This window comes from Limnobacter litoralis (assembly GCF_030160455.1).
Taxonomy (GTDB): domain Bacteria; phylum Pseudomonadota; class Gammaproteobacteria; order Burkholderiales; family Burkholderiaceae_B; genus Limnobacter; species Limnobacter litoralis.
This window is the reverse complement of record NZ_BSOJ01000015.1, coordinates 30050-53176: the sequence shown is the minus strand read 5'-3', so window position 1 is coordinate 53176 and position 23127 is coordinate 30050. Positions and strand designations below refer to the sequence as shown.

Annotated in this window: 22 protein-coding genes; 19 read left to right on the top strand and 3 right to left on the bottom strand. The window is 52.9% G+C overall.

Annotation, left to right across the window (positions count from 1 at the left end):
• Positions 1 to 19 precede the first annotated feature (19 nt).
• Both galU and QQJ87_RS07305 read left to right on the top strand, forming a co-directional pair.
• Positions 20 to 895: a UTP--glucose-1-phosphate uridylyltransferase GalU gene (galU, locus tag QQJ87_RS07310; protein WP_284280893.1), complete on the top strand. Its 876-nt coding sequence runs from the start codon at positions 20 to 22 to the stop codon at positions 893 to 895.
• A gap of 5 nt (positions 896 to 900) precedes the next feature.
• Positions 901 to 1647: an S-methyl-5'-thioinosine phosphorylase gene (locus QQJ87_RS07305; RefSeq protein ID WP_284280890.1), complete on the top strand. Its 747-nt coding sequence runs from the start codon at positions 901 to 903 to the stop codon at positions 1645 to 1647.
• A 22-nt stretch (positions 1648 to 1669) separates the two neighbouring features.
• On the opposite strand, the gene QQJ87_RS07300 is transcribed toward QQJ87_RS07305, so the two are convergent.
• Both QQJ87_RS07300 and map read right to left on the bottom strand, forming a co-directional pair.
• Complete coding sequence (locus tag QQJ87_RS07300) at positions 1670 to 4270, bottom strand: [protein-PII] uridylyltransferase (RefSeq protein WP_284280888.1); 2601 nt, start codon at positions 4268 to 4270, stop codon at positions 1670 to 1672.
• 24 nt (positions 4271 to 4294) lie between these two features.
• Positions 4295 to 5104, bottom strand: coding sequence for a type I methionyl aminopeptidase (gene map / locus QQJ87_RS07295; protein ID WP_284280887.1), 810 nt, complete (start codon positions 5102 to 5104; stop codon positions 4295 to 4297).
• Between the two features lie 184 nt (positions 5105 to 5288).
• On the opposite strand from map, the gene rpsB reads away from it, so the two are divergent.
• The 17 genes from rpsB to QQJ87_RS07210 all read left to right on the top strand — a co-directional run bounded on the left by rpsB (position 5289) and on the right by QQJ87_RS07210 (position 22249).
• A complete protein-coding gene (gene rpsB / locus QQJ87_RS07290; protein WP_284280886.1) occupies positions 5289 to 6044 on the top strand; it encodes a 30S ribosomal protein S2 in 756 nt (251 codons plus the stop codon).
• 85 nt (positions 6045 to 6129) lie between these two features.
• A complete protein-coding gene (gene tsf / locus QQJ87_RS07285) occupies positions 6130 to 7014 on the top strand; it encodes a translation elongation factor Ts (protein WP_284280885.1) in 885 nt (294 codons plus the stop codon).
• Positions 7015 to 7134: 120 nt separating this feature from the next.
• Complete coding sequence (gene pyrH / locus QQJ87_RS07280; protein ID WP_284280884.1) at positions 7135 to 7845, top strand: UMP kinase; 711 nt, start codon at positions 7135 to 7137, stop codon at positions 7843 to 7845.
• Between the two features lie 21 nt (positions 7846 to 7866).
• On the top strand, positions 7867 to 8427 hold the full coding sequence (frr, locus tag QQJ87_RS07275; protein WP_284280883.1) for a ribosome recycling factor: 561 nt from the start codon (positions 7867 to 7869) through the stop codon (positions 8425 to 8427).
• Between the two features lie 6 nt (positions 8428 to 8433).
• Positions 8434 to 9216 carry an undecaprenyl pyrophosphate synthase gene (gene uppS, locus QQJ87_RS07270; protein WP_284280882.1) on the top strand — a complete coding sequence of 261 codons (783 nt, stop codon included), beginning with the start codon at positions 8434 to 8436 and terminating at the stop codon, positions 9214 to 9216.
• 28 nt (positions 9217 to 9244) lie between these two features.
• Positions 9245 to 10087, top strand: coding sequence for a phosphatidate cytidylyltransferase (locus tag QQJ87_RS07265; protein ID WP_284280881.1), 843 nt, complete (start codon positions 9245 to 9247; stop codon positions 10085 to 10087).
• A gap of 5 nt (positions 10088 to 10092) precedes the next feature.
• The gene (gene dxr / locus QQJ87_RS07260) at positions 10093 to 11298 is read left to right on the top strand and encodes a 1-deoxy-D-xylulose-5-phosphate reductoisomerase (RefSeq protein ID WP_284280879.1); all 1206 of its coding nucleotides are present in this window, start codon (positions 10093 to 10095) and stop codon (positions 11296 to 11298) included.
• A 6-nt stretch (positions 11299 to 11304) separates the two neighbouring features.
• The gene (rseP, locus tag QQJ87_RS07255) at positions 11305 to 12651 is read left to right on the top strand and encodes an RIP metalloprotease RseP (protein ID WP_284280878.1); all 1347 of its coding nucleotides are present in this window, start codon (positions 11305 to 11307) and stop codon (positions 12649 to 12651) included.
• 49 nt (positions 12652 to 12700) lie between these two features.
• On the top strand, positions 12701 to 15007 hold the full coding sequence (gene bamA, locus QQJ87_RS07250) for an outer membrane protein assembly factor BamA (RefSeq protein ID WP_284280877.1): 2307 nt from the start codon (positions 12701 to 12703) through the stop codon (positions 15005 to 15007).
• A gap of 38 nt (positions 15008 to 15045) precedes the next feature.
• Positions 15046 to 15558, top strand: a complete 513-nt coding sequence (locus tag QQJ87_RS07245; protein ID WP_284280876.1) for an OmpH/Skp family outer membrane protein — start codon at positions 15046 to 15048, stop codon at positions 15556 to 15558.
• Between the two features lie 15 nt (positions 15559 to 15573).
• Complete coding sequence (gene lpxD / locus QQJ87_RS07240) at positions 15574 to 16659, top strand: UDP-3-O-(3-hydroxymyristoyl)glucosamine N-acyltransferase (RefSeq protein ID WP_284280875.1); 1086 nt, start codon at positions 15574 to 15576, stop codon at positions 16657 to 16659.
• Between the two features lie 30 nt (positions 16660 to 16689).
• Positions 16690 to 17139, top strand: coding sequence for a 3-hydroxyacyl-ACP dehydratase FabZ (fabZ, locus tag QQJ87_RS07235; RefSeq protein WP_284280874.1), 450 nt, complete (start codon positions 16690 to 16692; stop codon positions 17137 to 17139).
• Between the two features lie 14 nt (positions 17140 to 17153).
• Entirely contained in the window at positions 17154 to 17942 is a 789-nt protein-coding gene (gene lpxA, locus QQJ87_RS07230; RefSeq protein WP_284280873.1) for an acyl-ACP--UDP-N-acetylglucosamine O-acyltransferase, read from the top strand.
• Positions 17943 to 17944: 2 nt separating this feature from the next.
• Complete coding sequence (gene lpxB / locus QQJ87_RS07225; protein ID WP_284280872.1) at positions 17945 to 19123, top strand: lipid-A-disaccharide synthase; 1179 nt, start codon at positions 17945 to 17947, stop codon at positions 19121 to 19123.
• A complete protein-coding gene (gene rnhB, locus QQJ87_RS07220; RefSeq protein ID WP_284280871.1) occupies positions 19120 to 19773 on the top strand; it encodes a ribonuclease HII in 654 nt (217 codons plus the stop codon). Before lpxB ends, rnhB begins: the two co-directional genes overlap by 4 nt.
• 1 nt (position 19774) lies before the next feature.
• Positions 19775 to 20572 carry a TrmH family RNA methyltransferase gene (locus tag QQJ87_RS07215; RefSeq protein ID WP_284280870.1) on the top strand — a complete coding sequence of 266 codons (798 nt, stop codon included), beginning with the start codon at positions 19775 to 19777 and terminating at the stop codon, positions 20570 to 20572.
• 9 nt (positions 20573 to 20581) lie between these two features.
• Positions 20582 to 22249 (top strand): cryptochrome/deoxyribodipyrimidine photo-lyase family protein, encoded by a 1668-nt coding sequence (locus tag QQJ87_RS07210; RefSeq protein WP_284280869.1) that lies wholly within the window; start codon positions 20582 to 20584, stop codon positions 22247 to 22249.
• Here the strand turns inward: QQJ87_RS07210 and ppsR are convergent, their stop codons facing one another.
• Positions 22250 to 23086: a posphoenolpyruvate synthetase regulatory kinase/phosphorylase PpsR gene (gene ppsR / locus QQJ87_RS07205; protein ID WP_284280867.1), complete on the bottom strand. Its 837-nt coding sequence runs from the start codon at positions 23084 to 23086 to the stop codon at positions 22250 to 22252.
• Positions 23087 to 23127: the final 41 nt, after the last annotated feature.

Below are 23127 nucleotides of genomic sequence, written 5' to 3'. Positions count from 1 at the left end.
ATAAAACAGGAGATTTCCAATGACTCAGGTTAGAAAAGCAGTGTTTCCAGTGGCAGGGATGGGTACTCGATTCTTGCCTGCGACCAAGGCCAGCCCTAAAGAAATGATGCCTGTCGTTGACAAACCGCTCATTCAGTATGCCGTTGAGGAAGCCCTTCAGGCAGGCATCACTGAAATGGTGTTCATCACCGGGCGCAGCAAGCGTGCGATTGAAGACCATTTCGACAAAAACGCTGAGCTGGAATTTGAACTGGAAGCTCGCGGCAAGAAAGCCATGCTCGACTTGGTGCGCAATATCGTACCCAGTCATGTGAACTGTATTTACATTCGACAAATGGAGCCTTTGGGTTTGGGGCATGCCGTGCTCTGCGCGCGTCCTGTCGTCGGCAACGACCCGTTTGCAGTATTGCTTGCGGACGATTTGATGGACACCAACAAGGGTGTTCCTTCTGTCACCGCCCAAATGGTCAAGGTGTTCGAGAGAGAGCATGCCAGTATTCTGGCCGTTCAAGAGGTGCCTCGCGCCGAGACCAAATCGTACGGCATTGTGTCCAGTAGTCCATGGAATGCGCGTTCAGAACGGGTCAATGCCATCGTAGAAAAGCCTGATCCTGACAAAGCCCCCACCACTCTGGCCGTGGTGGGGCGTTATGTGCTGACCTCCCAGATTTTCAGCCACATTGAAAAAACAGGCAAAGGAGCAGGGGGCGAAATCCAGTTGACCGACGGCATTGCATCATTGCTGGAAGATCAACCCGTGCTGGCCTATCGATTCGACGGAACCCGATTCGACTGTGGTTCCAAATTGGGATACCTGAAGGCCACCGTGGAGTTGGGCTTGAAGCATCCCGAGGTTGCTGAGGGATTTGCAGATTATTTAAAGAACAGGGGTTGAAGCGCATGTACGCAGTCATCGGGGGAAGTGGATTAAGTCAACTGCCAGAGTTTGAGGTCACGCGTCGGCAGGTTCAACGGACGCCTTATGGCGAACCCTCCGGTGCGCTTACTTTTGGCACTTTGGCCGGCACGGAAATCGTGTTTTTGGCCCGGCATGGTTACGGGCACACCATTGCGCCACATGAAATCAATTACAGGGCCAACATTTGGGCACTTTCTCAGGTTGAGGTGGATGGAATCGTTGCGGTGGCTTCGGTCGGTGGTATCCGGTCTGATTTAATGCCAGGTCACCTGATGATTCCTGACCAGATCATTGATTACACCCATGGTCGTGGCGCCACGTTCTTTGAGGGGCAGGAAGAACCCGTCCAGCACATTGATTTCACCTGGCCTTATGACAATGCGCTACGCACGGCATTGGCGCACGCGGCCAATTCCATCAACGAAGAGGTGGTCAGCGGGGGGTGTTATGCCTGCACACAAGGCCCAAGGCTTGAAACTGCTGCCGAGATCAAGCGTCTGGCGCGCGATGGCGCTGACATTGTTGGCATGACAGGCATGCCCGAGGCATCGCTGGCGCGAGAGCTGGGTATTCCTTATGCGCATCTGGCCTTGGTGGTCAATCAGGCGGCAGGGGTGGGTGACAGTGCCCTCGAGATCTCTCACGCCGAGATTACGCGCACCGTTCAAGATGGCATGGGCCGAGTGCTTGGCATTCTCAAATCACTCGTTCAGCTGCAACACGAATAATCGCTTGCAAGCTGCTCACCGTTTAGATGGAGAGCAGCTCAAGCAAATCGGCTTCCAGTTGAATTTGCAGCTTTTGAGAGGACAGGGAAGGGCCATACACCAAAAAGCTGTCCTCGGCGCGCTCTCCCAAGGTCATGATTTTCGCAGTTTGAATACTGACCTTGTACTGCGCCAGAACTTTGGCAATTGAATAGAGAAGGCCTGTGCGGTCGGTCGCGGAAATGCTGAGCAAGTACTGATTTCCTTTTTCGTCAGGCTTCAGATCAATGCGTGGCCTAACCGGAAAATGCTTGGATTGGCGGGACATGCGACCGAAAACCGGGGCAGGCAAGGGCGGCTTGCGCGTCAAAACATCCTGCAATTCGGCTTCAATCAAACTAATGGTTTCGCGGTAAAACTCATCGCCGCTGTCGTGCTGAATCAAAAAAGAGTCGAGCGCATAACCATGCTTTGTGGTGTGAATTTTGGAATCCAGAATGCTCAGGTTTTTTGAGTCAAAGTAACCACAAATTCGGGCAAACAAATCCATCTCGTCTTTGGTGTAGACCAGCACCTCCAGCCCCTCACCAATCGGGGATAGACGCGCTTTCACCACTGGCTGTTCAGCGTTGACACGCCAGAACAGATGCCTTGTGTGCCACGCTATTTCGCTCGGGTCTTGCCTCAGAAAATAAGAGACCTCCAGATTTTCCCAAAGCTTGTCTTGAACATCGTCTGACAGGGCGTAGAGTCGCAAAATTCGCTTGGCTTCACCTTTTTGCTCTTCCAGCATCTCGCGGCGATTGGGCGCTTGCCCTCCGAGTTGCTTCAAAGTAATCCGGTAGAGGTCTTCCAACAATTTGCCTTTCCAGGCATTCCAAACCTTGGGACTGGTGCCGCGAATGTCCGCAACGGTCAAAAGATACAAGGCGGTCAGATTTCTTGGCGTCTTGACCAGTTCAGCAAATTCCTGAATCACCTCGATGTCCGACAGATCCTTTTTCTGAGCGGTGTTGGACATGGTCAAGTGATGTCTGACCAGAAAGGCCACCAAGTCGGTACTTTCCTGATCGAAGCCATGTTCTTTGCAGAAGCGACGGGCATCGACTTCACCCAGTTCACTGTGGTCCCCACCGCGGCCTTTGGCAACATCGTGAAACAACGCAGCGATGTACAACAGCCAATGTTCATCGAAGTTGGCCATCAACTGACTACAGAAAGGATACTCATGCGCATGTTCAGCCATCGTAAACCGGCGAAGATTGCGCACCACGGTCAGGATGTGTTGGTCAACGGTGTACACATGAAACAGGTCATGCTGCATTTGACCCACAATTTTGCGAAATGCAGGCAGATAGCGGCTTAAAACACTGGTTTCATTCATGCGACGCAACTCATGAACAATGCCGCGTGGTTGCTTGAAAAATTCGATGAACAAAGCCTTGTTCACAGGGTTCTTTCTGAAGCTGCTGTTAATCCGAACCCGGTTGTGCCAGAGTTGCCGCAATGTGCGGGCACTCATGCCTTTCAAAGAAGGGTTTTGCTGCATCACTATGAAGGCGCGCAACATCGCCGAGGGGTTTCTGGCAAACACATCGTCGTCACGAATGTCCAGAAATGAATCAATGGCCTGAAACTCATCGTCGATGTGAACGGGCTGGCTGCTTGAACCAAAGATCGACAGCTCAATGTTCTGCAACAGGATGGCGTTGAGTTGCATGACCGATTTGGCCGCCAGGTAGTAAGTTTGCATCAGCTGCTCGCTCGACCTTTTGGCAGGTGTGGCTTTGTAGCCCAATGATTCAGCGAGTTGGGTTTGCACATCAAACACCAGTCGATCTTCACGTCGACCTGTGGTGACGTGCAACTGGTAGCGGATCAGCTTCAAAGTGCGCTCGTACTTGCGCAATTTTGCCGCTTCAAAGGGCGTGATAAGTCCATTTCTGGCCATTTCTGACCAGCTCTTGCCAAGCTTTGCAGCCCTGGCCACCCACAAAATGACATGCAGATCCCGCAGCCCCCCTGGGCTTTCTTTGCAATTTGGCTCGAGGCTGTAGGGCGTTTCCTGGTATTTGGCGTGCCGCTGCTGAAGCTCCAATGTCTTCTTTCGAAAAAACTGCTTTTTATCCAGCGACTCATCAAAACGCAATTGAAGTTCGGAAAAATTCTTTTTGTTCCCGATGATTAGCCGGCATTCTACAAGTGCTGTCTGAATTGTGATGTCCTTGCCTGCCTCTTCAAGACACTGGTCCAGCGTTCTGACGCTGTGGCCAATCTCAAGACCAATGTCCCAACCCGAACCGCAAAATTGTTCCAGTTTTTCGACGAGCTCTGCCTCAGGCTCCTGATCAATAAGTACTAGAACGTCTACATCCGAGAAGGGGAACAGCTCTCCGCGACCATATCCCCCAACAGCCACAAGGCACCAGCTTTCAGGCATGGAAAGGGCACGCCAGAGTTGCCGAAGCGCCTCGTCCACACACATGCATCGGTGTGTCAGCGTGTGCTCAACCTGATTGCCTTTGTCGGCCGCACTGAGCGGCTTGAGCCAGCTTGAGGCCTCGCCTTTCAGAGCTTGTCGAATGTCTCGACGCACTGCATCCATGTTCGTCAATTGCTGCTGGTGCTCCGGGCTTGTGGCCATTCCGATCCTGTCAGGGTTGTTTGTCTAGGCCGTCAACGCCGCAATGTCGGGCTTGGCGGGCGCGCCCTCAGACACTGTCAACACCTCGTAACCATCCTCAGTAACCAGCACTGTGTGCTCCCACTGAGCCGACAGACTGTGGTCCTTGGTGACGATGGTCCAGCCGTCTGGCATTTCCTTGATTTCACGACGGCCGGCATTCAACATGGGCTCAATGGTAAAAATCATGCCTTTTTCAAGGCGAACGCCTGTGCCAGGTCTGCCATAGTGAAGAACCTGTGGCTCCTCGTGGAATTTGGTGCCGATCCCGTGGCCACAAAACTCCCGAACCACCGAGTAGCCGAAACCCTCAGCGAATTTTTGGATGGCGTGGCCCACATCGCCCAGGGTTGCGCCGGGCCGAACTTGATCAATGCCAATCCACATGGCTTCATAAGTGATTTGACACAGCCTGCGCGCCGCCACGGACCCTTCACCGACCACAAACATTCGACTGGTGTCGCCGTGGTATCCATCCTTGATGACGGTGATGTCCAGATTCACAATGTCGCCGCTTTTCAGCTTCTTATCGCCAGGAATGCCGTGGCAAATCTGGTGATTCACGGATGTGCAGATGGATTTGGGGTAGGGCTTGTAGCCCGGTGGCGCGTAATTCAGTGGGGCAGGAATCGTTCCCTGCACGTTGACCATGTAATCGTGACAGAGCTTGTCGAGCTCTCCGGTGGTGATGCCGGCGACAACGTGGGGCGTAATAAAATCAAGCACCTCCGAGGCCAAACGTCCGGCGACGCGCATTTTTTCGATGTCCACGTCATTTTTAATCACTATGTTCATAAATTATTGAGATTCCTGCTTGAGCTAATGGGCTTTCGTTGAGTATAATCATCCGCTGCTCAAGTTTCATCCTTTTCGGGTTTGAATCTGGGCAAATTTCTTGGTTTGCGCGACAGGGTGCCCGTTTCAGGCATGAATCAGGCCCAGCGCAAATCTTATTTAACCCTGTCTACTGGAGAAATTCATGGCAGCATCTATGCGCGAAATGCTGGAAGCTGGTTGCCACTTTGGCCACCAAACTCGCTTCTGGAACCCCAAAATGGCCCCTTTCATTTACGGCCATCGTAACAAGATTCACATCATCAACCTTGAAAAAACGGTTGTGATGCTCGAAGAAGCCACCAAATTCATCAAGCGTATGTCTGCCAACCGCGGCAACATCCTGTTTGTTTGCACCAAGCGTCAAGCCCGCGAAATCATCGCTGAAGAAGCGCAGCGTTGTGGCATGCCTTACGTTGACCAGCGCTGGCTGGGCGGCATGTTGACCAACTTCAAAACCGTGAAGACATCCATCAAGCGTCTGAAAGACATGGAAGCCATCATTGCTGACGGCGGCCTTGAGCGCATGTCCAAGAAGGAAGGTCTGCTGTTCGAGCGTGAACTGGAAAAGCTGAACTCATCAATTGGCGGCATCAAGGACATGAATTCCCTGCCAGACGCCATTTTTGTGTGTGACGTTGGTTTCCACAAAATTGCGATCACAGAAGCTGAAAAGCTGGGTATTCCAGTTGTAGGCGTGGTCGATACCAACCACTCGCCCGCTGGTGTCAGCTACGTTGTTCCTGGCAACGACGACTCAGCCCGTGCCATCCGCCTGTACGCCCGCTCTATGGCCGACGCCGTATTGGCTGGCCGTGAGCAAGCGGTCAACGAGGTTGTCGAGGCCATCAAGTCCAACGACGAATTCGTTGAAGTGTCAGAAGACAGCGCCGAAGGCTGATTGACCCTGCGAACTTCAATCGGGGCGACCTGTCGCCCCTTTTTTTTTTAATGTGTCCGTACATCAGACATCAGGAGATTGAACAATGGCTGAAATTACAGCAGCACTCGTAAAAGAGCTTCGCGTAAAAACTGACGCGCCCATGATGGAATGCAAGAAAGCCCTGACCGAAGCCGATGGCGACCTGGACAAGGCTGAAGAAATTCTGCGTGTCAAACTTGGCAGCAAGGCCAGCAAGGCATCCACACGCGTTACCGCTGAAGGTTTGGTGGGTATTTACATCGATGCAGAAGGCAAGCTTGGCAGTATCGTCGAAGTCAACTGCGAAACTGACTTTGTGGCCAAGAACGACGACTTCATCCAGTTTGTAGCCAACGTGTCCAAGCTGGTGGCCGACAAGGCACCCGCAGACGTGGCCGCACTGAGCGAATTGCCGCTGGGTGAGGGCACTGTAGAGTCCATTCGCACAGCCTTGATTGGTAAGATTGGCGAAAACATGTCTGTACGCCGCTTCTCACGCGTACAGGCTCAGGGTCGCCTGACGTCTTACATTCACGGCGGTAAAATCGGTGTGTTGGTTGATTACACCGGCGCCGACGAGAACGTGGGTAAAGACGTGGCCATGCACATTGCCGCCACCAAGCCAAAGGCACTGCATGAGTCTGGTGTTCCCCAGGAAGACATTGATCGCGAGCGTTCAGTGGCCAAGGCCAAGGCAGAAGAGTCTGGCAAGCCAGCTGACATCGCCGGGAAAATGGTCGAGGGTTCAGTGAAGAAGTTCCTGAAGGAAGTGGCTCTGCTGTCACAGCCTTTCGTCAAAGACGACAAGCAAACCGTTGAAGCGATGCTCAAGAGCAACAACAGTGCTGTTAACGGCTTCCACCTGTACATCGTGGGTGAAGGCATTGAGAAGAAAGTCAACGACTTTGCAGCCGAAGTGGCAGCACAGGCCGCAGCTGCAGCCCGTTAATACGTGTTGCACTGAAAACAGGGGGAGTCTCGTCAGGGAATCCCCCTTTTTATTTGTTGGATCTCAATCAACGAGAATTTACGTTATAGAATCTCGTCATGGTGTAACTAAGAGGCATGAATGGCGGCATACAAGCGTGTGTTACTGAAACTTTCAGGCGAAGCACTAATGGGAGATGACTCCTACGGCATCAACCGGGCCACCATCGAACGCATGGTGTCAGAGGTTGCAGAAGTGGCTGCGCTTGGCATTGAATTGGCCATCGTCATTGGGGGTGGCAACATTTTCCGAGGCGTTGCGCCCGGTGCAACGGGCATGGATCGTGCCACGGCTGATTACATGGGCATGATGGCCACTGTCATGAACGCGCTGGCGCTTCAGGACGCCTTCCGGCGCGCCGGTGTGACGGCAAGGGTGCAATCGGCCTTGAACATCGAGCAGGTGGTTGAACCCTATATCCGACCCAAGGCCATTCGCTATCTGGAAGAGGGCAAGGTTGTCATTTTTGCAGCCGGCACGGGGAACCCGTTTTTCACCACAGACACAGCCGCCGCGCTGCGTGGTTCCGAAATTGGCGCTGAAATCGTCTTGAAGGCCACCAAAGTGGACGGCATTTATTCGGCAGACCCCAACAAGAACCCAGACGCCACGCGATATGAGCGCATCAGCTTCAATGAAGCCATTGCCAAAAACCTCGAGGTGATGGACGCGACAGCGTTTGCCTTGTGCAGAGATCAAAAATTACCCATCCGCGTGTTTTCCATCAACAAGCCTGGTGCGTTATATCGTGCAGTGACAGGTGACAATGAAGGCACATTGGTGCACATGTAATTCAAATACGGTGATTTAAAAATGAGCATTGCTGAAATTCGTACCCAAACCGAAGACAAGATGAACAAAACCATCGAGTCCCTGAAAACAGATTTGCAGAAAGTTCGCACTGGTCGTGCGCACACGGGCATTCTGGACCATGTGCAAGTGGATTATTACGGCTCACCCGTGCCCATTTCCCAAGTGGCCAACCTGAGTCTTGCCGATTCACGCACAATCACAGTGCAGCCCTGGGAAAAAAACATGGTGAACGCAGTTGAAAAGGCCATTCGTGAATCTGACCTTGGTCTGAACCCGGCCAGCATGGGTGAAACCATTCGCGTCCCAATGCCACCATTGACAGAGGAACGCCGCCGTGAGCTCACCAAATTCATCAAGGGCGAGGGCGAGCATGCCAAAGTGGCCATTCGAAACCTGCGTCGTGACGCCAACGATGCGTTCAAAAAGCTCGTAAAAGACAAAGAAATTTCTGAAGACGATGAGCGTCGTGCCCAAGAAGACATCCAAAAGCTGACTGACCGTTTTGTTGCTGAAATTGACAAGGTTTTGCAGGTCAAAGAAGCCGAAATCATGACTGTTTGAGTCGCCATGACCGTCCATCCTAGTTCGACGATTGAAATTCCGGAGACGGGGTCCATTCCCCAGCACGTTGCAATCGTGATGGACGGCAATGGTCGCTGGGCCAAGCAGCGCATGCTGCCTCGTGTGGCCGGTCACAAACGCGGCGTGGATGCTGTACGTCGAACGGTGCAAGCGTGTTGTGAACTGGGGGTCAAACACCTGACCCTGTTCGCTTTTTCATCCGAAAACTGGCGGCGCCCGGCTGATGAAGTGTCCCTTTTGATGCGCTTGTTTATCCGGGTTTTGCGTCGTGATGTTGAATCGATGCATCGTGAAAACATTCGCTTGAAAATCATCGGCGATGTGTCCGCATTTGAACCCGAGTTGCAGGCGGCAATTCATTCGGCGCAAGCCTTGACTGCCTCCAACACCGGGCTGTGTCTCAATGTGGCGGCCAACTATGGCGGGCGCTGGGACATCATACAAGCCACTCAAAAAATGTTGGCTTCACAGCCAGCCCTTGCCAAGTCTCCCGAGTTGATTCAGGAAAGCGATTTGGCGCCGCACCTGTGTCTCAGCGAGAGTCCCGAGCCTGATTTGTTCATCCGGACGGGCGGTGAGCAGCGCGTGTCCAACTTTCTGCTTTGGCAGCTGGCTTACACCGAATTTTACTTCACCCCCAAATTTTGGCCGGATTTCGGTCTCGATATGCTGAACGAGGCCATTGCTTCCTACAATCAGCGCGAACGACGTTTTGGTCGTACGTCTGAGCAACTGTCTGTGCCGCCCGAATTGCGGTTGTCCAGTTGATCGCGCAAAACATCGTAAAGGCTTCCACATGCTGATGACCCGTATTGCGACGGCAGTTGTACTTTTGATCGTGCTGCTGGCCGTACTGGGTTGGGGCGGTCCAACCGGCTGGAACGAATTCGTGGGCATCACTTTGCTGGCCGCTTTCTGGGAATGGGGTCGCTTGGGTGGCCTTAAAAGCAGCCAATCGCTGGTTTATGCGGTCTTTTCGACCGCCCTGTTCGGTGGTCTTCTCTACCTTTCAAGACCTGAAACACTCACCTTTCCAATTCTGGCTTTGGCCGGTGTGTTTTGGGTGTCCATTGCGCCATTTTGCCTTCGCCAGGTCTCCATCAAATTGATTTCCCGACCCCTCGTTTATTTGAGTTTGGGCTTGATGCTTGTTTGCGCTGCAGGTCTTGCTTTGGGGCTGGCTTACACGCATGGCGTTGTGTTTTTGTTAAGCGTGGTTGCAATTTGCTGGGTGGCAGACGTTTTTGCTTACGTGTTTGGGCGACTTTTTGGAAAAAGAAAGCTTGCCCCCCGCGTTTCACCCGGCAAAAGCTGGGAAGGTGCCATCGGCGGAACTGTGTGTGTGATTCTTCTCAGCTGGGCAGTGGTAAGCCTCGCGGGGCATTACACTGTCCTGCAAGACACTTGGCAATTTCAGGCGGCACAAAAGTTCTCACCTTTGCTGTTCTCGTTTTGGCTGGCTGTGCTCAGTGCTTTCAGCATCGTGGGCGATTTGTTCGAGTCCCTGCTGAAACGCAATTCGGGAATGAAGGACAGTAGCCAGTTGTTACCCGGTCACGGTGGCGTACTAGACCGCATTGATGCACAATTGCCAGTGCTCCCCTTGGCGATGTTGCTGCTGGGTGCTGTCGGGGCTTAATTCGCATGTCAAAACAAGTCATTACCATTCTGGGTTCTACTGGGACAATCGGCGTCAACACGCTGGACGTCATTGCCAGGCACCCAGACAAATTCGAAGTGTTTTGCCTGGTTGGCCACAAAAACATCCAGCTTTTGCTAGAGCAGGCGCTTCGTTTTCAGCCCGAGCACCTGGTTATCTGCGATTCAGCGTCTCTTGATCAATGGATCGCCCTTGGGTTTTCAAATCAATACCGAAGCCAGACCGGCAAAACTCTGGAAGTGACTGGTCAAGAATCCTTGACCACTGTTTGCCAGCACGAGAAAGTGGACACAGTGGTGGCAGCCATTGTGGGCGCAGCCGGGCTATTTCCGACATTGCGAAGTCTGGAGGCTGGCAAGCGTGTGTTACTCGCGAACAAGGAGTCTCTGGTGCTCGCGGGTCGCTTTATGATGGAAGCCTGTTTAAAGGCCAAAGCAACGCTTTTGCCGATTGATTCCGAACACAACGCGATCTACCAGTGCCTGCCTGCTGACTACGACATCAAGCAACCCGCCAGTCATGGCGTGGACCGTTTGATTTTGACGGCCTCTGGAGGTCCGTTCCGTACACTCCCCCTGTCTTGTTTCGAACAAATTACGCCTGCTCAGGCAGTGGCGCATCCCAATTGGGTCATGGGTCGAAAGATTTCTGTGGACAGCGCGACGATGGCGAACAAGAGTCTTGAACTGATTGAGGCACTCTGGTTGTTCGGTTTGCCAGCAACCAGTTTGAGTGTCCTGATCCATCCGCAATCCATCGTTCATTCCATGGTGGAATATCGGGATGGCAGCGTACTGGCTCAACTGGGCTGCCCAGACATGCGAACGCCCATTGCCCATGTGTTGGGTTTGCCAAACCGGATCGAGTCCGGCTCAGCGCGCTTGAATTTGGCTGAAATCGGCAATCTGTCCTTCGAAGAACCCGATCTGAACCGCTTCCCGATGCTGACACTGGCTCGACAGGCCCTTCATAAGCCAGATGTTCTTGCACCGGTGTTCAATGCCGCCAATGAAATTGCAGTCGATGAGTTTCTCAATGAACGAATTGGCTACAAGGACATTTACGCAATGGTCAGTGAATGCATGGCAAGTTTTGCAGACCGCGCTGTGGATAGCCTGGACAGCGCATTTGATCTGGATCAGGAGGTTCGCGCCCATGCTCGTCAGTCTGTTCCTGAATTCAGTCGCTGAGGACCCATGCTCCATTCTTTGACCTCTTTTATCGTTGCGCTTGGTATTCTGGTTTTCTTCCACGAACTGGGGCACTACAGCATCGCGAAGCTTTGCGGAGTTCGCGTCATTCGCTTCTCAGTGGGTTTTGGAAAGCCAATTTTTAAATGGGTCAGTAAAAAATCCGGAGAGGAATGGACTGTGTCGTGGATACCCCTGGGTGGCTATGTGCGGATGCTCGACGAAAGAGACCCAGACAGCCTGCACAATGTAAGCCCAGCACAGCTAGAGAATGCGTTCAATCGCAAGCCTGTCATGCAACGCATCGCCATTGTATTGGCGGGTCCACTTGCAAACCTGATATTGGCCAGTTGTCTGTATGGCGTCATTTCTTTCTCACAGACCTCCGTGTTGGGTACCCGTATTTCACAACCTTTGGCTGGAACGCTTGCAGCGGAATCTGGCCTCAAGAAGGGCGATAAAATTCTGGAGATTAATGGCAGAAAGGCTGATGACTGGAGTGAGGTTTCATGGGATCTCATTCGTGTCAAACTGTTCAACCAAGACCTGACTGTGCGTGTTCAGCGAGAAGGGCAGGCCTTGACTTTGCCGACTGTCAGCAGCAACAGACTAGAATTTGACCTTGGCCCGAATTTACCGACTGAAGCCGGGTTTTATCCCTACGAGCAACAGGTTTCCGTCCGTCAGGTCCTGCCCGATAGCCCTGCGCAAAAGGCCGGATTTCAAAATGGTGACGTCTTGCTAACGCTGGATGGCACGCCAATTGAGTCTTCCTCTCAATTTACGCAAATGATCCGTGAAAGCAAGGCCAAAGAAGTTAAGATTGGCGTTCAGCGGGATAACGGTGCGGTACTCGAGTTGACAGTGGTGCCTGAGCACCTGACAGACCGCAAAGGCAAGACCTATTCCCGGATCGGATTGGGCATGGGTGGCAAGCTCGATGTGCTTGAGCGTCAGCCCGGTGTCTTCTCGGCCCTTTCCGACGGCGTTGGAAAAATGATCGAGGTCAGTGTGTTTTCTCTGGCAGCCATGGGAAAAATGTTGACGGGCGACCTGTCATGGACCCACCTAAGCGGGCCCATTTCAATTGCATCAGCCGCGGGTGAGTCTTCAAGCTTGGGTTTTTTGCCTTTTGTGGGCTTTTTGGCCATGGTGTCTGTGAGTTTGGGCATTTTGAATCTTTTGCCCATTCCGGTCTTGGACGGTGGTCACTTGATGTATTATTTTGCCGAATTGTTGACGGGAAAGCCGGTCAGCGAGGCCTGGATGATCCGAGGCCAGAAAATTGGTCTGGCCTTGATAGGCGCGTTGACGTGCATCGCATTTTTTAATGATATTCAGAGACTGTTTTAGTCTTGCTTAATTTGATCTCCAGTCGACGAGGCTGGGAGGAACTTTTTGAATGACAATGAGAAGTAGACTTTTCCCGGCTCGCCTGGTGTATCCGGTTGTGGCTTGCTGTGCCCTTCAGCTCGGTGTAGCACACGCGGCCATCAATGAATTCAAGGTCAAGGACATTCGAGTCGAAGGCCTGCGTCGCACTGAAGCGGGAACAGTATTCAGTTACCTTCCAGTTCGAGTGGGCGACACATTCAACGATGAAGTGGCGGTTAAAGCAATTCGTTCGCTGTATGCAACGGGCTTTTTTGATGACGTCAAAATTTCTGCCAAAGACGACGTGCTCATCGTGACCGTGGTTGAAAGGCCTGCCATTGCGTCGGTTGACTTCAACGGTACAAAAGAATTCGACAAAGACACGCTTAAAAATGCACTGAAAGGCATCGGCATCAGCGAAAGTAAAATCTTTGATCGCTCTTTGTTGGACAAAGCCGAACAAGAGCTCAAGAAGCAGTATCTGGCGCGCGGCAAATACGGCGCGCAAGTTCAAACCGAAGTGAAACCTTTGCCACGCAACCGTGTTGCGATCACGTTTAATGTGGAGGAGGGTGAGACCGCCTCCATCAAGCAGCTGAAAATCATCGGTGCGAAAACCTTCAAGACTCAGGATTTGTTGGACGAGTTTCAACTAGGCACGCACACCTGGACTTCCTGGTACACCAAAAATGACCAGTATTCGCGCCAGAAGTTGAGTGGCGACCTTGAACGTTTGAGGTCTTTCTATCTGAACCGCGGCTACGCTGACTTCAGCATCGAGAACACACAGGTCCAGATTTCCCCCAACAAGCAAGATGTGTACATCACCATCAGCATCAAAGAGGGCGACAAATTCAAGTTTGGCAAGGTGCAGTTGAGCGGCGACATGCTGGATCGACAGAAAGAGCTGGAATCCTTGTTGACCATTAAACCGGGTGAAACATTCAACGGCGAACAACTTTCCGACAGCACCAAGGCCATTCAAGACGACCTGGGCAATTATGGTTATGCCTTCGCCAATGCCAACGTCATTCCGGACATCGACCGTGACACCCATGAAGTTAATATCAATATTGTGGTTGACCCCGGTAAGCGTGTGTATGTGCGTCGAATGAACATTGGTGGCAATACACGCACCAAAGACGAGGTGATTCGTCGGGAATTCCGGCAGTTTGAATCGGCCTGGTACGACGCCCGTAAAATTCAGCTTTCCAAAGAGCGTGTAGACAAGCTGGACTACTTTAAGGACGTGAAGGTGGACACCCAGCCGGTTCCGGGCACTTCCGACCAGGTGGATGTCAACTTTGAGGTTGAAGAAAAGCCAACCGGCAACCTGTTGCTGGGCGCTGGCATTTCCAGTACAGATGCGTTGATCCTTTCTGCGGCGATTCAGCAACAAAACCTGTTTGGTACCGGCAAAACAGTGGGTCTGGAATTGAACACCAGCAAGGTGAACCGCACCATTTCGTTCAATGAAACCGATCCGTACTTTACGATCGACGGCGTTTCCCGCTCGTTCAACATTTACGACCGTCAAACTGACGCCAGTCAGTTGAACCTGGGTAACTACAAGATTGGCACCACCGGAGCCGGTGTGTCGTTCGGTTTCCCGATTACCGAATATGAGCGGCTGTCTTTCGGAACATCCTATGAAGGCACCAACCTGAGTGTGGACGCCACCAGTCCCGCCCGTTACCAAAACTACGTGCAGCAGTTTGGTAATTCAACGTACGCCATTTTGCTCAATGCAGGCTATCAACTGGACACCCGTGACTCTGCCATTGCGCCAACCCGCGGTCACCTGCGCCGTTTGAGTGCCGATTTGGCCACTCCGCTAGGTCAGCAGGAGTTCTTGAAGACCACTTATCAAGAACAGGTCTACTTCCCCTTGAGCAAGAAGTACACATTGGCTTTGAACGGTGAAATCACCTCCGGATTCGGTTTTGGTGGCAAACCGTATCCGATTTTCCGGAATGTGTACGCCGGGGGTATAGGATCTGTTCGCGGTTACCGCGCCTCTTCGCTCGGCCCCGTGGATGCGGACGGCGTACCCACTGGTGGAGCAAAACGCCTCATCGGTAACGCAGAGTTTTATTTCCCGTTGCCGGGTCTGAAGAAAGATCGAACCTTCCGTGCGTTTACCTTCCTGGACGCTGGTAACGTGTACCAGAGCAATGAGAAGATTTCACTCGGACAATTGCGTTACTCAACCGGGTTTGGTATTTCCTGGACTTCACCGGTCGGCCCATTGAAGTTCAGTTTGGGCTTCCCACTGAACACCAAGCCGACTGACGACATTCAAAGAATTCAATTTACAATTGGAACCGGCTTCTAAGCCGCGCTATTACTTGTTATTTTCATCTGGAGAAAGTTTTGAACCGTTTTGCTAAAGCCCTCGCCGCAGTGGCCATTACCGTATCTTTGGCAGCGCCTGTAGCGGCCAATGCACAAGCGACCAAAATTGGATTTGTGAACACTGAGCGCATCCTGCGCGACTCTAAATTTGCGGTTGAATCCCAGAAAAAGCTCGAGAAAGACTTCGCCAAGCGTCAGAAAGACCTCGAAGACACTGCTGCCAAGGTAAGAGCTGAAGCCGCCAAGCTGGACAAGGACTCCATCACCTTGTCAGAGGCTGAAAAGACCAAGCGACAACGCGATCTCTCCGAAATGGATCGTGACTTTCAGCGCAAGCGCCGTGAGTTTGATGAAGACCTGGCTCAGCGCAAAAGCCAGGTGGTGGGTGAGCTCGTAGAACGCGCGAACCGCATTATCCGAAGCATTGCCGAGAAAGAGGGATATGACATCATTTTCCAAGAGGCTGTTTACGCCAACAAGCGCATCGACATTACCGACCAGGTTTTGACTGCACTTGATTCTGGCAAATAAGCCTGCTTTTAGCCCGTGAAATTCACACCCAGCCGCTTGTCTGAGCTTCTGCCCCTGTTTGGGGGCAGGGTTGAGGTTCTGAATGCGGTGCCTGAACAAGTTGATCTTGCGGATATTGCACTTGTCGGCATACGCCCTTTGGACAGCGCGCAAGCTTGCCATTTGGGCTTCCTGTCCAACAACAAACTGAAAAGCCAGCTTTTGACCACCCGCGCAGGCGTCGTCATTGTTCGCGAGTCACGGTTTGACGAGCTACGCGAATGGCTTTCGACTCAATCCAGGCCAGAGCCATGGCCAGTCTTCTGGCTTGTGGCAGACCCCTACCTGTATTACGCACGCATTCAGCAGTGGTGGGTTGCTCGCAGCGAGTTCAAGGTGCCCGCGGGCATCCATCCCAGTGCGGTGGTTGATCCTGAAGCAATCGTCGATCCAGACGCGTCTATTCAAGCCAATGCGGTGATTGGGGCTCATGCGGTGATTGCTGCCGGCGTGAACATTGGTGCTGGGGTTGTGCTGGGGCGTGGTGTCAAAGTGGGTGAGAACACAAGAATTTACCCCAATGCTGTGGTCTATGACGAATGCGAACTTGGGCGAAACTGCATCGTTCACAGTGGGGCGGTGATTGGCGCCGATGGATTTGGTTTTGCACCCGAGAATGGTGCATGGATCAAGATTCCACAGGTGGGTCGGGTTCTCATCGCCGACGAAGTTGAAATAGGTGCCAACACCACCATCGACCGAGGTGCGCTGGATGACACTTTGATTGGGTACGGTGTAAAGCTGGACAATCAAATCATGGTTGCCCACAATGTGGAGATCGGCGAGCACACCGCCATGGCAGGTTGTGTCGGCGTGGCTGGCAGCACCAAAATAGGCGCACGCTGCACAATTGGCGGCGCGGCCATGGTGCTGGGGCACTTGAACATTGTGGAGGGTACGCACATTTCAGCAGCCACCACGGTCATGAGTTCAATCACCGAGGCAGGGGCATACACCGGAATTTTCCCGATCGACACGCACAAAGCCTGGGAAAAAACTGCTGTGGCATTGCGGCAGATCATGAAGCTGCGCGCAGAAGTGCGTGAACTTAAAAAACAATAACATTCAATTAATCAAAAAACCTCAGAAGCTATGACTACACCTGTAATGGACATTAAAGGCATTCTCGAACAGTTGCCACATCGCTACCCGTTTGTTTTGGTAGACAGGGTTCTCGAAATCGAACCCAACGTGCGCATTCTTGCCCAGAAAAATGTGAGCTACAACGAACCCTATTTTCCGGGGCACTTCCCGATTCACCCGGTCATGCCGGGCGTGCTGATTATGGAAGCACTTGCCCAGGCAGCTGGCTTGTTGTCTTTCAATTCCATGGAAGTCAAACCCAGCGACAATTTTGTCTACTATTTTGTGGGCATTGACAATGCAAGATTCAAGCGTCCTGTCGTGCCTGGTGACATTTTGATGCTGGACGTCAGAGTCAACCGGGTCTCGCGGGGTATCTGGAAATTCAATGCGCAGGCACTGGTTGACGGAAAGGTGGCCGCTGAAGGCGACCTGATGTGCACCGCCCGCGAAGTGTAAGGAAAAGTGTATCCATGTCCATCCATGCAACAGCGATCATTGATCCTTCTGCAGAGATCGATTCGAGCGTCGAAATTGGCCCCTATTGCATCGTAGGCCCCAATGTCAAAATCGGCGCTGGCACACGCCTGGGCCCACATGTCATTGTGTCTGGGCACACCACCATCGGCGAGGACAATGTCTTTCATGGCAGTGCAACGATTGGCGGCGACCCCCAGGACAAAAAATACAAAGGTGAACCCACTGAGTTGCGCATCGGTTCACGCAACACCATTCGCGAATACTGCACCTTCAATACGGGCACAGTTCAAGATGGTGGCCTGACCAGCATGGGCGACGACAACTGGATTATGGCGTATGTGCATGTGGCCCACGATTGCCACATTGGCAACAACACCATCATCGCCAACAGCGTTCAACTGGCCGGCCATGTTCACATCGGTGATTGGGTCATTCTGGGTGGCATGACAGGCGTGCACCAGTTTATTCGGGTGGGCGACCACGCCATGACTGCGTTCCAAACCAAGTTGATGCAAGATGTGCCACCCTTTGTCATGGCCGCCGGCTATCCAGCAGGCCCCGCCAGCATCAATTCAGAAGGGCTGCGGCGTCGCGGGTTTTCCAGCGACAGCATTCTGTTCATCAAACGGGCATACAAGGCGATTTACAGGCAGGGGCTGAGTATCGAAGAGGCCAAAGCAGCCATTCTCGACCTTGAGGGCAGTGCGCCCGCCGACGCCAAGCCTCATCTTGAGCACATGCGACAATTTCTGGCCGAAGCCACACGCGGCATTGTCCGATAGGCATGAAGTCCACCGATGCCACGATGATGGATCCTTACCCCTCCAGCCAGTCTGACATTGCTTTGTGCGTTGGCGAGGCCTCAGGGGACTGGATCGCTGCCTTGGCCATTGAAGAGTTGCTGTACTCAAGCCGGGCTCTGGACATCGAGGGTATTGCAGGACCAAAGTTGCGGGCCTTGGGCGTGCGGCCGTTGCACCAGTCTGAAGAACTGTCTGTGCGCGGTTACGTCGAGGTTTTAAGGCATCTGCCGCGCCTGTTGAAAATGCGCAAGAATTTGATGAACCACTGGGCCGTTCATTCCAAGCCCAAAGTGTTTGTGGGTGTGGATGCGCCCGATTTCAACCTGAAGCTTGAACACCATCTGCGTGAGCACAATGTACCGACTGTCCATCTGGTGTGTCCATCCATTTGGGCGTGGCGTATGGAGCGTATACACACCATCAAGGCTGCGTGCAGTCAGGTGCTGTGTGTCTTCCCGTTCGAGCCGGAAATACTGGAACAGTCCGGAATTCGGGCCAGCTACATCGGCCATCCAATGGCCAGCATCATTCCCGACGCTTATGAGCCGAAGACTTATCGGGAAAAGCTTGGATTGTCCTCCCATGCGCCTTTACTGGCAGTTTTACCAGGCAGTCGCGGCGCAGAGATTAAACACATCGGCCCCGCTTTTGTGCAAGCCTGTGTGGAAATGAAACGGCACAAGCCTGATCTGGAGTTTGTGACTCCCCTGCAGCCCGGGCCGTGGAAATCAAAGTTTGAAAGCTGGATTCCGGCCGCGCTCAAGCATTGCTGGAGGGTGGTCGAAGGGCATTCTCACGAATGCATGGCCGCGGCGAACGCGGTCATGCTGGCCAGTGGCACGGCCACTTTGGAGGCCATGATGTGGCGAAAACCCATGGTTATTGCCTACAAAATGCCTTGGCTTTCCTATCGAATGATGAAGGACAAAGGGTACATGCCCTACATTGGTTTGCCCAATATTCTCCTTCAAGAATTCGCGGTGCCTGAACTGATTCAACACCAGGCCACTCCGCAGGCACTGGCCAACAAAGCCCTGTTTCAGCTCGACAATGAAGCCAATCGACAGCGACTTGAGCGCAAATTTGCGGAGCAGCATCGTTTGCTGAGAAGACCTTCCGGGCAATTGGCCGCACAGGCACTGCAGGAGTATTTGATTTGACGACTGAAATGCCCAGCTGGCCTGAAATTCAAAATTGGGCCAAACATCGAGGCCTTGCGATTGTAGGGGTGGATGAGGCGGGGCGGGGCCCATTGTTTGGCCCTGTGGTGGCTGGTGCCTGCCTGCTTGCTGAACCCAATCCCATTGATGGTTTGGCCTGTTCAAAAACCTTGAGTGATAAAGCCAGAGTTCGACTGTTCGACTCAATCAGGATGCATTCAAAAGCATGGGCAGTGGGCATTTCAAGCGTCGAGGAGATTGATGAACTTAATATTCTGCAAGCCAGTCTGCTTGCGATGCGCAGGGCAGTTGATCAGGTTGTTGACAAGGCGGGTTTAAATCCGGAACAGTGCCTGGTGCTGGTGGATGGCAACAAGCTGCCCGCTTGGTCCTATCTGTCAAAATCGATTGTCAAAGGCGATGCCTTGGTGCCTTCCATTTCAGCAGGATCCATTGTGGCCAAGGTCAGCCGTGACGAGTGGTGCCGCGAACAGGCCCTCGTATGGCCCCAGTACGAATTGGATGTACACATGGGTTACCCGACACCCCGTCACCTGGAATTGCTGAGGCGTCACGGCGCAAGCCCATTGCATCGACGCAGTTTTCGGCCAGTCCGTGAGATTCTGAGTACCAGCCGAGAGGTCTTCTAGCGTGGGATTGCACTTCATTGAATCTGCGGCCAATGACACGTTCAAGACCGCATGCAAGCTGGCAAGCAGCACCCAGGGCTTGAAAAAAGAGGGCCTGGCTTTTGCTGAGGGCCTTCATCTGTTTGAAAGTCTTTTTGCCCATTCAGATCGATTTGACATTCAAATGCTTTGGGTTCCTCAAAGTCTTCTGGATCATGAGGACTTTAAAGCCATGAACCGCGCCCCCCGATTGCAGGCGATTGACTGGCTAGTCCTTCCCGATCGCCTGTACAGCAAGTTAACCCGGGTTGAAAAGCCCACGGGGCCTGGGGTATTTTTTCGAGTCCCAGAGGAAGCCACAGCGCTGAACCCCAATCAGGACGTTGTGTTACTGGACGGTGTGCAGGACCCGGGCAATACCGGCACCCTGATTCGAACTGCGGTTGCCGCAGGCATCACACAAGTGGTGATCACTGACGGTGGGGCCTGGGCCTGGGGTGACAAAGTGCTGCGGGCAGCCATGGGTGGCCATGTTGCAGCCCACTTTTTTTCCACCAAAACGCTGTTGAACACCCTCGAAAAAAAGGCATTGCCCATTCGAACAACTGCATTGCAACCCAATTCTGCAAGTCTGTTCGACTGCGATTTGCGAGCCCCAGGGGTTTGGGTATTCGGCAGTGAAGGGCAGGGTGTCAGCCCTTTCTGGTTGTCCCGGGCCACTGAATGCATTCGCATACCGCAATCGCCTTTGATCGAAAGCTTGAATGTGGCGGTCAGCAGCGCAGTTTGCCTCTATGAACAAGTGAGGCAACGCGGTTAAACTGTCGCCATGAGCGGTAGCACAGTTCACCTCGTCTGGTTCAAAAGAGACATACGCCTGTCAGATCACAAACCTCTGACCGAGGCTTTGGCGCGCCTAAAAAATTCACAGGGCAGGGTGCAACTTCGGCTTGTTTACCTGATTGAACCCACGCTTCTTGCCCAACCGGACTCTGCACCCCAACATTTCATGTTCGCCCTGGAATGTCTGCAGGATCTCGCTGAGCAGCTTCCTGCCCACACCCCCCTTGAATTGGTGCGTGCAGACGCCCCCGAGTTTTTCAGGAGCCTGCTGGACCATTTGGAACCAGACCAAACTTTGCATGTGTTCAGCCACGAAGAAACGGGCAACTGGGCCAGCTTTGAACGCGACAAAGTGGTGGCTCGCCTGCTGAAATCGAACGGTGCAAGCTGGCATCAGTTCCAGAGCAATGCGGTGGTTCGAACGCTCAGCAACCGGGATGTGTGGAGTCAGATGTGGCTGCAGGTCATGCAAAAGCCGGTGTTGCCTGTTCCCCCGGCGTTGATGGAGGGTTCGGCTGCGCCTGCCGGGTCCTCCAACACAGGTTTTGGGTCATTTCCAAGCGTACATTGGCACCAAGGTAAACAGCCCCGGCCAGACTGGATGAATGTTGAGAATTTCTTCCCGATCGGTGAATCGGACAAGACAAATCGACAGCGCGGCGGCCGCCGGGAAGCCCTGTCTACATTACAGGCTTTTTTGGATCATCGTGGCAAGCATTACCGCTATGAGATGTCTAGTCCATTGAGCGCTGAAAGCGCCTGTTCTAGGGTGTCGCCCTATTTGACCTTTGGCGTGTTTTCAATTCGGGAAGTGCTTCAGATACTCGATCAAAATCGCAAGGACGAACCTCAATGGAAGGCCTCGCTCAAATCATTCGAGTCTCGATTGCACTGGCATTGCCATTTCATTCAGAAGCTGGAAACCGAGCCTGAGCTGGAATTCAGGTCCGCGCACCCCGCCTTGAATGATCTTCGCAACCACGGCCCCTTGACCGATGAAGAAGCGGCTCGCCTGCAGGCATGGATCACAGGAAACACAGGCTTTCCGATGATTGACGCCTGCATGCGGATGCTGAGAAGCACAGGATGGGTGAATTTCAGAATGCGGGCGATGTTGGTGGCGTTTGCGTCTTATCAGCTTTGGCTTGACTGGCGACACACGGCCCCACTGTTGGCCCGAGAGTTTCTCGATTACGAGCCCGGAATCCACTATGCCCAGTTTCAGATGCAATCTGGAGTGACGGGCATCAACACCTTGCGCATTTACAACCCGGTCAAGCAGGCCAAGGACCATGACCCTGAAGGCACATTCATTCGACGGTGGATTCCTGAGCTGAAAGACTGCCCAGTAGACTGGATTGGGAATCCTTGGGACTTGCCGGGCCTGATTCAGCAGGAAACGGGATGCATGATCGGCCAGACCTACCCGTCACCGATCGTGAATCCGGACACTGCAATTTCCCTTGCACGGCAAAAAATGACGGCGTGGCGGAAGTCGCCCCAATTCGACCAATTGGCCAAGGCGGTCTACGCCAAGCATGGGTCCAGAAACCCGAACAGAAACGGAACACCCAGAAAAAGCAGATCTGCAAGCCGCAAAAAAATTGATGAACGATCAACACAGCAATCGCAACAGGGCAGCCTGTTTGATTGATCAGTAAATCGCCTGGCCCAGGTTTAACTGCTGCAAGATGGTGGTCGAAATTTCTTCAATGGACTTGCTGGTGGACAGCAGCCAGTTAATGCCTTCGCGCCTCATCATGTATTCAGCGGCCTTGATTTCCTTTCGGCAATTGTCCAATGAGGCGTAGTGGCTGTTTGGGCGCCGTTCATTGCGGATTTCAGACAAACGCTCTGGCGTGATGGACAGGCCGAACAATTTGTCTTTGAAAGGCAGCAGGGCTGGGGGCAATTCACCCCTTTCAAAATCTTCCGGAATAAGCGGGTAATTGGCGGCTTTGATGCCGTATTGCATCGCCAGGTAAAGACTTGTAGGCGTCTTGCCCGATCGGGAAACCCCGACCAGAATGACATCGGCCAGAGCAAGGTCTTTGCTGGTTTGGCCGTCGTCATGAGCGAGGGCGTAATTGATGGCCTCGATCCGGTTTTTGTACTGCTCGTTGTCTGAAATGTTGTGTGACCTGCCGATGCGATGGGTGCTTTTCACACCCAGCTCGACCTCCAGCGGTTCCACAAATGTCATGAACAAGTCCATGAAAACCCCGTCAGCTTGCTTCACGACGCTGTTGATCATGGTGTTCACCAACGTGCTGAATACAATGGGTTTTACACCATCGTACGAGGCGATGTCGTTGATCTTCTGGCGCGCAGAAATGGCCTTAACCTCACTGTCTATAAACGGGATGCGGATCTGCTTGAAACGGATGCCTTCGAATTGTGATAAAACGGAGTGGCCCAGGGTTTCTGCAGTGATGCCTGTACCATCTGACACGAATACAACAGTTCTTTCTTGTAGGGAAGGTGATGACATGAATCAAACTCCAGCCGCGCAGTGGCAAATAGGTTCGTAGC